This is a genomic window from Acinetobacter kookii, from assembly GCF_900096895.1.
In the GTDB taxonomy this organism is placed as follows: Bacteria; Pseudomonadota; Gammaproteobacteria; order Pseudomonadales; family Moraxellaceae; genus Acinetobacter; species Acinetobacter kookii.
This window is the reverse complement of the sequence record NZ_FMYO01000008.1, coordinates 1-13636: the sequence shown is the minus strand read 5'-3', so window position 1 is coordinate 13636 and position 13636 is coordinate 1. Positions and strand designations below refer to the sequence as shown.

Genomic DNA, 13636 nt, shown 5'->3' with positions numbered 1-13636 from the left:
CATTTCTCCATCGTATATTTTAAATTTAAAGAAATGTTATAACATAACAATTGTAAGGTCAAATAAAACCCGGTAACGATTGGTTAACCGGGTTTATTATTGGTAATTAGACGCGAGGTGGCACCAGCTCTTCGAATAAATCATTCAGGTTATCATGAACTTTTAAATGGATTAAATTCCAGTAATGTCCGGAAACCGTGCGGTTGACCATCAAGGTATCCGGGGAAGGCTTAAACACATCCCAATATTTTAATGACGGTTTGAGCAGCTCGACACCATCATGATGGGCCGAGTTTTCGGCAAAATCGTAATGGGTGATCAGCGGACGCATCAACACTTCCAGCCACTGGCGATAGAGGTCTTCAGGAAATTTGCCTTGCATGGTGAGGGAGTGCAGGTCATCCAGTTTCTGTTCCATTTCGGCAATATTACCTTCACGGGCAGCATTAATCAGAGTTTTGAAATTGGAAACAATTTCAGTAGACAGGGTTTTAACACCGCCATAATCGTAAATAATCACCGTACCATCTTCACGGAAAGCAAAGTTGCCCGGATGCGGGTCACAGTGGAAACGTTTCAGATAAAAAATTTCCTGACCAATGGCACGGAACAGGCGGCGACCCAGTTCATTACGGATGTCTTGAGACCAGGTGCTGGCCGTTTCGATGCTTTCGCCCTGTTCCAGGCTTAAAGTCAGAATATGACGCGAAGAATAGTGTTTATAAACCTGCGGGATAATAATCTTGCTGTCTAAAGTTTCATGGAAAGTACGTGCCACTTCCAGATTTTGTGCTTCAATCTGGTAATTCAGCTCGTTATCCAGACTTTCCTGAATTTCCTTAAATAAGCGGTCCTGCAATTTACGGTCAATTTTCAATACACCCATCAAACGCAAGGCCAGGCGAACCTGTTTCAGGTCACTTTCACAGGCTTCGTCCACGCCCGGATATTGCACTTTGACCACGACCTGCTGACCATTCGGCAGGGTGGCTTTATGTACCTGCCCAATAGAAGCCGCAGCAAAAGGCTGTTCATCGAAGTGTTTAAAGATTTGATTGAGCGGTTTGCCCAGTTCTTTTTCAACTTGTGCTTTAATTTCAGCAAAAGGCATCGCTGGGGCCTGGCGCTGTAATTTGCTGATAGCACGGGCCACTTCAGGCGGGAAGATGTCTTTATATTGGGAAGCAATTTGCCCCACTTTCATGACCGCACCTTTCATTTCGCCCAGGGTATCAGCAATCTGTAAACCTATATCCTGAAAAAGTTTAGTGCGCGCGGCATTTTTTTGTTCTTCATCGGCATTAAAATTTTTAATCGAGTTTGACACGGTTTTAGTTGCAATACTCGCCGTCATACTGGCAAGTTTCATAAAGCGACGACCGGGGGTCCTAGCCGTTTTTGCCATTCGAAATTCCTCAGGATCATCAGAGATGGGTTTTAATGATCATAGGCGTTAAACTGGATATTGCCTACTTTAAATTGTTAAAAAGCGGCATTTTTAAAGTGGGATCATTCAAAACAAGAACATTTTTAAGTGGATAAATTATTGAAATTTTTATCATTGTTTTTCTATTTATTTTGTATTGATCTCATTCCTTTTCATGGGAAAAGGAATGAGTCTAGACGCTGTTAATGGCTTCTAAGCCGATGATTGATTCTATATAAACGGGTCAATAACAAGATGCAAGCCACAGTCAAACCGACAATCAAGCCAACCCAGACACCTGCGGCCTGCATGTCGGTAAAACGCGCCAGATAAACCCCGACCGGAAAGGCGATGACCCAATAGGCAATCATGGTGATCCACATCGGACCTTTGGTGTCCTGCATGCCGCGCAGGCAACCCGCTGCACTGACCTGCCAGGCATCCATCAGCTGATAGGCCATGGCAAACAGCAGCAGAGACAGCGCGACCTGAGTGACCTCATAATCCGAGGTGTAAATAGCCACAATTTCTGGCCGAAAAAACCAGATTAGGGCCATGGTGACGATGGCAAAAACAGTGCCGGTGGCCAAACCCAGATATTGAACTTTATACATCGCCTGCCAGTTTTTCTCCCCATAATACGTACCTACACGAATGGTCAGCGCAATGGCCAGGGACATCGGGATCATAAATAATTGCGAGGTCACGGACATGGCAATCTGGTGTGCGGCCACCAGGGTTTCGCCCAAAGGGCTAAGTACAATCGCAGCCGTGCTGAACAGGCTCACTTCAAAAAAAATGGCCAAGCCAATCGGAAAACCGAGTTTTAAAATGCGCTTGATCCAGTAGGGATTAATTTTTTCAAATGCGGCAAAGGGCTGTGTTTTTTTGTAGGCTGAAGCTTTCAATACATAGCTTGCGAGTGCAATAAACATCAGCCATTGCAAAATCGCCGTGGCAAAACCACAACCTGCCGAACCTAACTCCGGAATCGGTCCCCAGCCATACATGAAAATAAAGTTCAGCGGCACCAGAACAATTAATGCAATCAGGCTAATGGCGGTCACGGGGCGTGGATGCCCCAGCGCTTCCGAATAGCCACGCAGCGCTGCATACATGGTCACAGCAGGCATGCCCAGGCCAATGGCATGCAGGAACAGACTGGCTTTGGGCAGCAAGACTTCAGGCACGCCTAAAATAGGCAACAAAAACGGCATGATCTGTAAAATCAGCGCAGCGATGATACCCAGAAGCAATGCAATCCACAGCGATTGCCGTGCAATGCTAGCAATTTTTTCAGGCGTACGTGCCCCGTTGGCTTCCGCAACCAAAGGCGTGGTGGCAATCATGATCCCGCTAAACAGCAGCATGACCGGAATCCACAAGCCGACCCCGACAGCAATCGCGGCAAGGTCCACCGGAGACAGACGTCCGGCCATAATGGTATCAATCAGTCCCAGACCGGCCTGGGAAAATTGAGTGACCAAAATCGGAATCATCAAATGAAAGAGCTGTTTTAATTCATAACGGGTTGTTGTAACCGACGATACATGAGACACAAAAATTACTCATCATGTGCTTAGAATAATGAGGTGTTAGCGTTGTAAAGTGAGAAGCACACCAATAAAAATCACTACGCCACCTAACAGACGTTGCCAGTTAACCGGTGTTTTTTCTGTACCCAGTAAACCAAAATGATCCAGAACCATTGAAGTGACCAGTTGACCAAAAATAATCAAACCGGACAGGGTCAAAAAACCGAGTCTGGGCGCGGCATAAATACTGAGGCTAATGGCATACACGCCCAGAAATCCACCCAACCATAAATACCACGGCAGTTGCACAAAAGTAGCAAAACCGGGTTTTTCTGCCGGCTGAAAAAACACCAATATGGCCAGCAGTATTGTACCAACCAGAAAAGATAAAAGGGCAGCTTGTAAAGGCGAATTTAAATATTCTCTTAACTGGCTATTAATAGCGGTTTGGATGGTGAGCGCGATACCAATCCCCAGTGTCAGCGGGATGAACAACAATAACTGAGCGGATATTTTCATCATTCTAACAATTTAATTCTTCAATAGTTTTTTCTAGTGTACTGATATTCCTAGTGAGATTTTAACAGTGTCCTGATGCAGTCATGTTAAAATATGCATCTTCCCTTATCCGTTTCGAGCTTGATCCTTGGCTGACCTAAATCCTGCACTGGTTCCTTTATCTTTATACATTCATATGCCGTGGTGTGTGCGTAAGTGTCCATATTGTGACTTTAACTCGCATGCCCTACCGGATGGAAAACTGTCCTTAGATTTGGAGCAGCAATATTTACAGGCTTTGGTCGAAGACTTTAAAACCCAGGTCAAATTTGCCCAGGGCCGTCAGATTCATAGCGTGTTTATTGGTGGAGGCACGCCGTCACTGATTTCTGCCAAGGGTTATGAGTGGTTATTTGCACAGCTTAAAGCGCTGATTCCTTTTGAAGATGACTGTGAAATTACCCTGGAAGCCAACCCGGGAACAGTCGAACATGATCCTTTTTCAGGTTATTTAAAAGCAGGGATTAACCGCCTTTCCATTGGTGTGCAGAGTTTTAATACCGATCAGCTGAAAAAATTGGGGCGTATCCATAGTAATGATGATGCGATTCATGCCATTCATTTGGCCCGAGAAGCCGGCTTTGAACGTATCAATGTCGACTTGATGCATGGTCTGCCGGAACAGACCTTGGAACAGGCTTTGCATGATTTAAAACTGGCGGTAGAAAATGGCGCAACCCATATTTCATGGTATCAGCTGACCATTGAACCCAATACCGTATTTTTCCGCACGCAACCGGTTTTACCGGTGGATGATGTGCTGGAAGATATTCAGGAACAGGGTGAAGCCTATTTAAAAGCCAACGGTTTTGTGAATTATGAAGTCTCGGCGTGGCGCAAAGAAAAACCGTCGGCACATAATTTAAATTACTGGCAATTTGGCGATTATCTGGCCATTGGGGCAGGTGCACACGCTAAAGTGACCCGGCCGGATGGCGTGTACCGTTTCCAGAAAACCCGTTTGCCGAAAGATTATTTGGCCAAAGTTCCGGCTGAGCATCTTCAGTTTAAAAAGATTGAAGATGCAGACATGCCGTTTGAATTTATGATGAATGCGCTGCGGTTAAATGATGGCGTGGCTGCCCAGCTGTATGCTGAACGTACAGGTTTAGACCTGGCGAGTTTGGATGAGCTTTTAGCGTCATTACGTTCACGGAAGTTGATGGTCGAAGATCAAAGCCGTTTGTCTTGTACCGAGCAGGGACATGTGTTTTTAAATTCGGTGCTGGAAGAATTTCTTTAATAAACTTCTTTCATAAATCATCTTAGAAACTAAAAGTTGTTCGTAAAGTTGAAATTGAAAATAGATTTTTTAGTCGATATTAGAGTCATGAGTGTGGCATGGATGCCACATGTTTCCCATCACGACAAGGATGTCGTGTATGGGAAACAAAAGGTTTTTGTCTACTTTTGACCTTTCAAAAGTAGAGAGATTGCCTACGAGAAGGTAAGAAAATTAAATCAATCAAATGAGGCCGTGCTGATTTAAAAAATCTAATATTGAACATTTTTGACTTATGAAATAGATCTAATATTCAAAAATATTCAAACTTGAATCCGATGAAGTTATTTTTAAAAAAAGTGTGAGACGAAAAAAGAATTCACCAGCCTGGCTTATTGATGCCAGGCTGGTTAAGAATGCATGGTTCAATCATATATTGATTTTATGCTATTTCATCTTGGCAACGATTTGTTCAGCCATTTGCAAATGCTTGGCCACTGCAGTCCGGGTTTGCGTAAGCATATTTTTTAATTCGGAATTTTTAGCATTGGGTAGCAATTGCTTGTCAATAATCATCAGAACTTTACGATGTACTTTAACCTGGCTCATCATATAGTCTTTATCAACTGCGGATGATTGACCCAGCTTATTCACAATCTTATCGCTGTCATTTTGCAATGAGGTGCTGATATTGCTCGCTTGTGGCGTTAACTTTAGACGAGTTGCTAGGGCTTGGCCTTTTTTCTCATTTGATGAATGTGCATTAATCATCAACTGGGCATACTTGCGGGTTTGATCCATTTTTAGCTTGGGCAAGGCAGTTTTTGACTGCATGATCTCACCGTTATTTGCGGTGCTGACCACCTTGATCACTTGACTGTCCGTTAAACGTTCATGAGCATCGTGCGACATTTTAGAATGCTCTTTGCCCTCATTGGTCGATTGATGTTCCATGGCCATACTTTGAGATGCAGCAAAACTCAATGCACTACTCACTGCAATACAGTGAATCATCTTCTTCATGGTAATTGCTTTCATGTCGGCAACCTTTAAAGTTTATGATTTAAAATTTGCTTTACTAAGATAGGTCCATAACCTGAAAAGCAATGTAAAATTTCAGTAGTTTTGTGAGATAAATATATAAAGCGGTGATTGATTTAAGCAAAGACAAGGGGCGATTAGTATTAAATCATGGTGTTTAGGTGAGGGCTTATTGATTAAACAGGTTCACAAGAGCTTTATCTTTTTACATAACTAACATAAAAAACGATGAGAAAATTTAAAGTTAAATTAATGGGTATGATCCGAGTTTAGCGGATTAATGGAAGATAACCGTTCATCATGATTAATTTTCACAAGTGAAAAAATACTTATAAATATTTAATTTTGATAAATTTTATGTTTTAGGTGTTAATCTTTATCCGGTAAATACGGCCCAAAAATTGGCCGCTATTGCCAATGGTGTAGAGAATATAGAGTTGATGGTTGCGGCTATCTACCGTTAGGCCTTCTGGTTCCCAATACCGGATAGCATGACTGGATGAAGCTTCAAAATGGCCGAGTGTCACCTGATCCATTTTTTGGATGAGTTTTCCCGTGAAGTCATACACATAGATTCGTTTAGGACCTTTGTTCTTATTGTCGCTGAGCAGGTAGATATAGGTTCCATCGGTGCTCAGGCCTTGAAATGCACAGCGATCCTGAGTGAAGCCTGAGTCAATCGGCCATTCATCTTCATACAAGAAACAAAGATCGGTTAATTTTTTCTGGCGAATAAGATCTGACTTAAAAATCCGGATGACATTTCTTTTATGGTTATTGCCGCGTACCAGCAGATATTTTCCGTCGGGAGTGAAGGTTGGCATGGTATTGGTGATCTTGCTGTATCTTTTATCGAACACCTGAATGACTTGAGTATTTATAGGTTCTGCATGAGGCATGTATTGAAATTTCAGGATATACCAACCTTTGTTCGGGATGGCTGAACCAGCAGAAGCAAACATAAAGCTAGTTTGTGGATCGACAGAAATCCCCTGATGACCGATAAGCCGTGAAGGTTTTTGCGCATCCTGTGCCGACCATAAATTCGAGCTGTGAAATTTGAATCGATTAATCACGCCCTGTTCAGGATGGCCTTCGACATGCGTGGTATACAACATATTTTGCCTGTGATCGATGGCTAGACCTTGGATAATATGCTGATTTCCCAATCCGGTTCTCAGCAGTGTAATGGGTTCGGCAGCATCCCCCAGGCTGGCAAAATGCGGAGAATCCATTTTTTGTTCAAGATGATGGGTATTTAAAGGCACAGTGACACTGTAGGGCTGATAAAAGCGGGTCAGTATTGAAAATAATTTTTTCATCTAACAAGCCACCGGATGCTTTTTGATTATTATATGCTTTTGAAAATCCGGTCTGCATTTGAATTATTGTAGCGCATAAAAAAGAGCACCGTAGTGCTCTTTGATTTGGACTTAAACTTTACCGCTTAATAGTCAAAGCTAAAGTGTTCAGGTGCAAGTGAAGTCATGGTCTTGGATGGGTTGACCATTGCTTCGGCATGACCTTGACTGCGTGGAAGCAGGCGTTCGAAGTAGAAATCCGCCGTTTTGATTTTCGCTTTGTAGAACTCAGGTACTTCCTGACCTTCACCGGAAGCCAGTTTTGCCGAAGCTACAGCGGCTTGCTGCGCCCAGAAGTAAGCCATCATGACATAACCCGAGAACATCAGGAAATCGACGGAAGCAGATGACACGATGTCACGGTCTTTACGTGCCGCAAGCATGATACGAACCGTGAGTGCGTTCCATTGCGCACATAGCTTGGTCAGGTCCCAGGCAAAACGGCGCATGTATTTGTTGCGTGCATGCTGACCGCAGAACTTCAGGATTTCAGCCGTGTAGTCACGAATCACTTTACCTCTAGAGGTTAACAGGACTTTACGGCCAATCAGGTCAAGTGCCTGAACGCCTGTAGTCCCTTCGTAAAGGGTCGAGATACGCGAGTCACGAACAATCTGTTCCATGCCCCATTCCTTGATGTAGCCATGGCCGCCATAGACTTGCATGCCGTGGTTGGCAGCTTCATAACCCATTTCAGTCAGGAAACCTTTCAGTATAGGTGTGTAGAAACCCAGATGGTCATCATGCGCTTCATAGGCTGCAGTATCGCCATGCATTAACGCATCTGCCATTTTGTCGGCAATTTGCGCGGCATAATAAATCATTGCACGACCGCCTTCAGCAATCGCTTTTTGAGTCAAGAGCATACGGCGAACGTCAGCATGATGAATGATCGCATCCGCCACTTTTTCTGGATCTTTTTTACCTGAAAGGGCACGCATGGACATACGTTCTTTGGCATAAGGAAGGGCGCCCTGGAATGACAGTTCAGCATGCGCAATACCTTGGATTGCAGTACCGATACGTGCCGTGTTCATGAAGGTGAACATGGCATGCAGGCCCTTGTGCGGCTCGCCAATCAGGTAACCCGTTGCATTGTCAAAGTTTAATACCGCAGTCGCTGAAGCGCGGATCCCCATTTTGTGTTCGATTGAACCACAAGTTACAGGGTTGCGCTCACCCACGCTACCGTCTGCATTGACCAAGAATTTTGGCACGATGAATAGCGAAATACCTTTGGTTCCTGCAGGCGCATCTGGAAGGCGTGCGAGAACGATGTGAATGATGTTTTCTGTTAAATCGTGTTCACCGGCAGAGATAAAGATTTTCGTACCCGAAATGGCATACGTGCCATCTGCATTTGGTTCCGCCTTGGTTTTCACCTGGCCCAAGTCTGTACCGCATTGTGGTTCGGTAAGACACATCGTGCCTGACCATTCACCGGTGACCAGGTTTGGCATATAGGTATTTTTCTGTTCTTCAGTACCAAACTGAAGAATCGTGTTCATACAGCCGATACTCAGACCTGGGTACATCTGGAATGACCAGTTCGCAGTACCCATCATTTCTGATTTGATCAGGTTTAAAGATTGCGGCAGGTTTTGACCGCCAAATTCTTCAGGGAAAGAAAGACCTTGCCAGCCGCCTTGCACAAATTGGTCATATGCTTCTTTAAAACCTTTTGGTGTTTTGACTTCACCATTTTCAAAGTGGCAGCCTTCTTCATCACCGGATTGGTTAAGTGGAGAAAGTACGTTTTCACAGAAATCTGCCGCACCTTCAAGAATCATGTCTACAGTGTCAGCATCTGCTGCTTCACCATTTGAGAGAGTTTTATAATGTGTTGGGTAATCAAGCACTTCGTTCATTAAGAAACGAATATCGTGCAAAGGGGCTTTATACGCTGGCATAGTGTTAATCCTAATTTAGAAATAGTATTGGATTATCCGAATCGATAATTTGATTATTCACATTGTTGATTAAAATACATTGATGATGCAGCCTGAGAAAAATGTCAGAAAGGCTAATTTAAAATATTATGATTCAGCTTCAAGTCTAAATAATTATATGCTTTTGTACATTTTTTAGGATATGCGACTTTCGATTATTTATGTAAAAATATAATTAAATAAACATGTTATTGTAATTTTTGACATAAAGGCAACGGATTTCCTCTTTTTCTTAGAAGGAAGGTCTTTAAATCAGGACAGATGTCATAAAATCCAATGGTGAGCTATTTATACCGACAAAAACTGAAAAGAAGCAGTGATTTACTTCTTTTCAATTATTTGATTCCTACCATTTAAAGAAAATCTTTGAGTTCAGGCTTGACCCCGTTCCAGATCGAAAAAGATTCGATTGCCTGTCCCACCAGCATGCCATAACCTTCGGAAGTCGGAACACCGCGAGCTTTGGCCTGATCTAAGAAGCTGGACGGCTTGCCATAAGCCATTTCATAGGCATGCTTAAACTGTAAAGCTTCAGGTAAAACCAGGGCATCGCCGGTCAAGCTTGCCGAAGTTGCATTAATGACAATGTCGAAGTCGCCTGCCAGATCATTTAATGAAATGGCTTCAAGGGTGGCTTGCGGCACAGCGGGTTTCAAATCGGCCACCAGTTGTTCTGCACGGGCTAAAGTCCGGTTGGCGATGACGATCTTTTTCGCACCTGCCTGTACCAGGGGATAGACGACCCCACGGGTTGCACCGCCTGCACCAATAATCAACAGCTCAGTATCTTCCAGTTTCCAGTCTAGGGCCTTGATGGCATTGACCAGACCCTGGCCATCAGTATTGTCGCCATGCAGCTTGCCATCTTGCATCCAGAGGGTGTTGACTGCCTTAGCAATTTTGGCACGTTCGGTTAATACTGCACAGGCTGCGAAAGCCTGCTCTTTGAAAGGCACCGTCACGTTCAGGCCCATACCGTCCTGAGCAAAGAACGCCTGGATATTGGCTTCAAAACCATCCAGTGGAGCAAGGCGTTTGCTATAGACGAGATCAATACCGGTTTTTTCTGCAAAGGCATGATGCAGTTCTGGAGAGCGTGATTGTTCGATTGGATTGCCAACCACTGCGAATTGTTTGCTCATTTCACAAGGTCCGTGTGCGGAAATGGCATTCAATATACGTGATTTTGTGCCCTGGCTAAAGCCAGCACCACGGGGAAAGTTAAAAAAGAGCAGCAGAAGCTGAAATCGTTTGGCCCCGGCTTTTTCAAATCTAACTGGAAGAGGAGAGCCGTTTATCTGGCATCAAGGATTGCAGATGTCGTGGACCTGGTCTTCAAGCCACATGGCTGCAGTAAAAAATAAAGCCAGACCTGCAAATACGGTAAAGCTGATTGACAGGCTGTCCGCAAGGGTATTGTGTGAAAGCAGGGTAATGGTGATTGAACAGATGATCATGGTTACAATCGACCAAAATAAAATCACCTTATGATTTAAGATTGTGTTGAGCATCATTTTCTCCCTCCAGCATGCTTTTTTGTATTTATCCATGCTGATTAAATCTGTATAGGTCATGAATGTAGTCAATCAGTCTAAACGATTTTTGTGACACACTCGTGTCTAGTGCTGTAAGGAAATATGTCCGTTTTCTTGTATTAATGCACTGGTTAAATATCTTGATTATTTTAATGTATTGATTTTAATTATTTAAATATTGAAGTGGTGATTTGGTTTTAAAATGTATTTCAGTGGAAAAATCCCTTTTTCTGCGCGGAAAAAAGGGATCAAAACTTTTTTATTTCTTAAGTTCAGTCAACCAGTCATGCGGTTTGAGATAATAGTCGGTCAGGCGTTTTTCAGGCGAATTTTCCTCCCACTCGGGACGATACGACCAGGCGGCCAATGGCGGCATACTGACTAGAATCGATTCAATCCGGCCGCCAGTTTGCAGACCGAATAAAGTGCCACGGTCATAGACCAGGTTATATTCTACATAGCGGCCACGACGGTAAAGCTGGAAGTCACGCTGGGCTTCGCTATAAGGTTTATCCTGGTTGCGTTGAAAGACCGGAACAATCGCTTGCAGATAACCATTGCCGACCGCCTGCATATACTGAAAGCAGGTTTCAAAATCCCACTGGTTCAAATCATCAAAAAATAAGCCGCCAATCCCGCGCTGTTCATCACGATGCTTTAAATAGAAATAATCATCACACCATTTTTTATGTTCGGCATACACCGTATCACCAAATGGTGCACATAGCTCATGGGCTTTTTGATGCCACGCCAAAACATCTTCATCATTGGGATAAAATGGTGTCAGGTCGAAACCGCCACCAAACCACCATACCGGATCCTGGCCTTCTTTTTCGGCCACGAATAGGCGTACGTTGGCATGTGAAGTCGGCACATTGGGGTTTTTGGGATGAATCACTAAAGACACGCCCATGGCCTGGGCTTTGGCACCGGCAATTTGCGGATGGCGCTCTGTGGCAGAAGCGGGAAGTCTGGAAATGTTGATGTGCGAGAACATGACCCCGCCTTTTTCAATCACGCTGCCGTTTTGCAACACACGTGAACGGCCGCCACCGCCTTCAGGGCACTGCCAGTCATCAATTTCAAATTGAGCTGTGCCGCCACCTTGTTGTTCAAGTGCCGAGCAAATACGGCTTTGCAGGTCAAGCAGGAATTCGCGAACGCGTTGAATATCGGCAGATGTAGGATGCTGCATCAAAGCCCTCATAGCGGAAAAGAAAACTGAGATACATCAAAGCATAAATTGTATAAAAGAGTAAGGATTTTTATGCAGCACGCTTTTTTATTGAAACAGATACCCTCCATTTTATGCAGACTTTGATGCAAAGTGGTCGCTGAAAAATATTCCGACTAGATCGCTAGGTTGAATTCTATGAACAAGCCCAGCAAAATGAGTTGAATATGTATGCAAAATATAGGTTCGGTTATAGGTATAACCGGCTGTTGCAGTAGAGAATGGATAGCAGCGATGACGCGTTCTTTAATTCAAAAATATAATGTGCCGGGACCCCGTTATACCAGTTATCCAACGGTGCCGTACTGGGAAACCGAGCCATTTTCACTTGAGCAGTGGAAACAGAGCTTAAAGCGTTCCTTTGATGAATCCAACTCAACTGAAGGCATCAGTCTGTATATCCATCTGCCTTTCTGTGAAAGCCTGTGTACCTTCTGTGGTTGCCATAAACGTGTCACGAAAAAGCATGAGATGGAACAGCCTTATATTCAGGCCGTGCTCAAGGAGTGGGACTTGTATTGCCAGTTGCTGGTAACAACGCCGAAAATTAAAGAAATTCATTTGGGCGGCGGCACACCGACCTTCTTTTCGGTTGAGCATTTACAACAGTTAATTCGGGGCATTCTGGCAAAGGCAGAGGTGGCTGCCGAGTATGAATTCAGCTTTGAAGGGCATCCCAACAATACCACCAGTGAACATCTGCAAGCCTTGTATGATCTGGGGTTTCGTCGGGTCAGCTATGGTGTGCAGGACTACAATGAAACGGTACAAAAAGCCATCCACCGGATTCAGCCTTTTGAACATGTACAGCGTGTCACGGAGTGGGCACGTGAAATCGGTTATACCTCCATTTCCCATGATCTGGTTTTTGGTTTGCCTTTTCAAAACCTGGAAGATGTGCTGAATACCATTGATCAAACCAAGAGTTTAATGCCAGACCGTTTGGCATTTTATAGCTACGCTCATGTGCCGTGGATTAAGGGCAATGGCCAGCGTGGTTTTAAAGATGCCGATGTACCGAAAGATGAATTGAAACGCCAGTGCTATGAAGAAGGCAAAAAACAACTGCTGGCGCATGGTTATCATGAAATTGGTATGGATCATTTTGCCCTAGAAAAAGACGGCATGTACCAGTCCTTTAAACAGGGGGCTTTACATCGCAACTTTATGGGCTATACCGCATCCAAAACCCAAGTGATGATTGGCCTGGGAATTTCTTCCATTAGCGACAGCTGGTACAGCTTTGCGCAAAATGAAAAGAAACTGGAAGATTATTATGCACGTCTGGAGCTGGATGAAATTCCAGTGGTCAAAGGCCATGTGCTGAGTGCCGAAGATTTGATTATCCGCAAGCATATCTTGAATTTGATGTGTACTTTTACGACATCCTGGGCATCGAAAGAGATGCAATTTCCTGAATTGCCCGAGGTCTTGCTGCAACTTGCAGAAATGCAGCAGGATCAGCTGTTACAGATTGATGAGCAGGGCATTACCGTGACTGAACAGGGCAAGCCTTTTGTGCGTAATATCTGTATGGCTTTTGATTTGCGTTTAAAACGCCGTGTTCCGGAAAATCGGATTTTTTCGATGACGATTTGAATCTCCCCCTAACCCCCTCTTTACCAAAGAGGGGGAAGCCCACTGCTGTCCCACAAATATCACAAGAAGAACCTCAATTGGGGTTCTTCTTGTTTTCGCCATTTTTTATCAGGCACAAAGAGTGACCTTAAAAGTTTCCTTTCAAATAAATTGACCTGAATAATTCGCAATAAACG

The 13636-nt window shown here is 44.0% G+C and carries 11 protein-coding genes; 2 read left to right on the top strand and 9 right to left on the bottom strand.

The features are described from left to right. Positions 1 to 106: 106 nt before the first annotated feature. The 3 genes from BLP85_RS11060 to BLP85_RS11050 all read right to left on the bottom strand — a co-directional run bounded on the left by BLP85_RS11060 (position 107) and on the right by BLP85_RS11050 (position 3483). Positions 107 to 1405: an ABC1 kinase family protein gene (locus tag BLP85_RS11060; protein ID WP_092820144.1), complete on the bottom strand. Its 1299-nt coding sequence runs from the start codon at positions 1403 to 1405 to the stop codon at positions 107 to 109. Positions 1406 to 1629: 224 nt separating this feature from the next. Further along, on the bottom strand, positions 1630 to 2985 hold the full coding sequence (locus tag BLP85_RS11055; protein ID WP_092820143.1) for an MATE family efflux transporter: 1356 nt from the start codon (positions 2983 to 2985) through the stop codon (positions 1630 to 1632). A gap of 36 nt (positions 2986 to 3021) precedes the next feature. Then, the gene (locus BLP85_RS11050; protein WP_092820142.1) at positions 3022 to 3483 is read right to left on the bottom strand and encodes a DMT family transporter; all 462 of its coding nucleotides are present in this window, start codon (positions 3481 to 3483) and stop codon (positions 3022 to 3024) included. 124 nt (positions 3484 to 3607) lie between these two features. On the opposite strand from BLP85_RS11050, the gene hemW reads away from it, so the two are divergent. Next, positions 3608 to 4762: a radical SAM family heme chaperone HemW gene (gene hemW, locus BLP85_RS11045; RefSeq protein ID WP_092820141.1), complete on the top strand. Its 1155-nt coding sequence runs from the start codon at positions 3608 to 3610 to the stop codon at positions 4760 to 4762. Positions 4763 to 5188: 426 nt separating this feature from the next. Here the strand turns inward: hemW and BLP85_RS11040 are convergent, their stop codons facing one another. The 6 genes from BLP85_RS11040 to hemF all read right to left on the bottom strand — a co-directional run bounded on the left by BLP85_RS11040 (position 5189) and on the right by hemF (position 11822). Beyond that, positions 5189 to 5779, bottom strand: a complete 591-nt coding sequence (locus BLP85_RS11040) for a DUF4142 domain-containing protein (protein ID WP_092820140.1) — start codon at positions 5777 to 5779, stop codon at positions 5189 to 5191. 365 nt (positions 5780 to 6144) lie between these two features. Then, positions 6145 to 7104: a phage baseplate protein gene (locus tag BLP85_RS11035; protein WP_092820139.1), complete on the bottom strand. Its 960-nt coding sequence runs from the start codon at positions 7102 to 7104 to the stop codon at positions 6145 to 6147. A 125-nt stretch (positions 7105 to 7229) separates the two neighbouring features. Continuing rightward, positions 7230 to 9053, bottom strand: coding sequence for an acyl-CoA dehydrogenase C-terminal domain-containing protein (locus BLP85_RS11030; RefSeq protein WP_092820138.1), 1824 nt, complete (start codon positions 9051 to 9053; stop codon positions 7230 to 7232). 392 nt (positions 9054 to 9445) lie between these two features. Beyond that, positions 9446 to 10234, bottom strand: a complete 789-nt coding sequence (gene aroE / locus BLP85_RS11025; RefSeq protein WP_092820137.1) for a shikimate dehydrogenase — start codon at positions 10232 to 10234, stop codon at positions 9446 to 9448. 162 nt (positions 10235 to 10396) lie between these two features. After that, complete coding sequence (locus BLP85_RS11020) at positions 10397 to 10603, bottom strand: hypothetical protein (protein ID WP_092820250.1); 207 nt, start codon at positions 10601 to 10603, stop codon at positions 10397 to 10399. Positions 10604 to 10886: 283 nt separating this feature from the next. Continuing rightward, positions 10887 to 11822, bottom strand: a complete 936-nt coding sequence (gene hemF, locus BLP85_RS11015) for an oxygen-dependent coproporphyrinogen oxidase (RefSeq protein WP_092820136.1) — start codon at positions 11820 to 11822, stop codon at positions 10887 to 10889. Between the two features lie 273 nt (positions 11823 to 12095). Between hemF and hemN the strand changes: the two genes are divergently transcribed. Then, positions 12096 to 13460, top strand: coding sequence for an oxygen-independent coproporphyrinogen III oxidase (gene hemN, locus BLP85_RS11010; RefSeq protein WP_092820135.1), 1365 nt, complete (start codon positions 12096 to 12098; stop codon positions 13458 to 13460). Positions 13461 to 13636 lie beyond the last annotated feature (176 nt).

Excerpts from the sequence above, each read along its gene's own strand:
- BLP85_RS11060 (WP_092820144.1), bottom strand. The coding sequence starts at position 1,405 with ATGGCAAAAACGGCTAGGACCCCCGGTCGTCGCTTTATGAAACTTGCC.
- BLP85_RS11050 (WP_092820142.1), bottom strand. The coding sequence starts at position 3,483 with ATGATGAAAATATCCGCTCAGTTATTGTTGTTCATCCCGCTGACACTG.
- BLP85_RS11040 (WP_092820140.1), bottom strand. The coding sequence starts at position 5,779 with ATGAAAGCAATTACCATGAAGAAGATGATTCACTGTATTGCAGTGAGT.
- BLP85_RS11035 (WP_092820139.1), bottom strand. The coding sequence starts at position 7,104 with ATGAAAAAATTATTTTCAATACTGACCCGCTTTTATCAGCCCTACAGT.
- BLP85_RS11030 (WP_092820138.1), bottom strand. The coding sequence starts at position 9,053 with ATGCCAGCGTATAAAGCCCCTTTGCACGATATTCGTTTCTTAATGAAC.
- aroE (WP_092820137.1), bottom strand. The coding sequence starts at position 10,234 with ATGAGCAAACAATTCGCAGTGGTTGGCAATCCAATCGAACAATCACGC.
- BLP85_RS11020 (WP_092820250.1), bottom strand. The coding sequence starts at position 10,603 with ATGCTCAACACAATCTTAAATCATAAGGTGATTTTATTTTGGTCGATT.
- hemF (WP_092820136.1), bottom strand. The coding sequence starts at position 11,822 with ATGCAGCATCCTACATCTGCCGATATTCAACGCGTTCGCGAATTCCTG.
- hemN (WP_092820135.1), top strand. The coding sequence starts at position 12,096 with ATGACGCGTTCTTTAATTCAAAAATATAATGTGCCGGGACCCCGTTAT.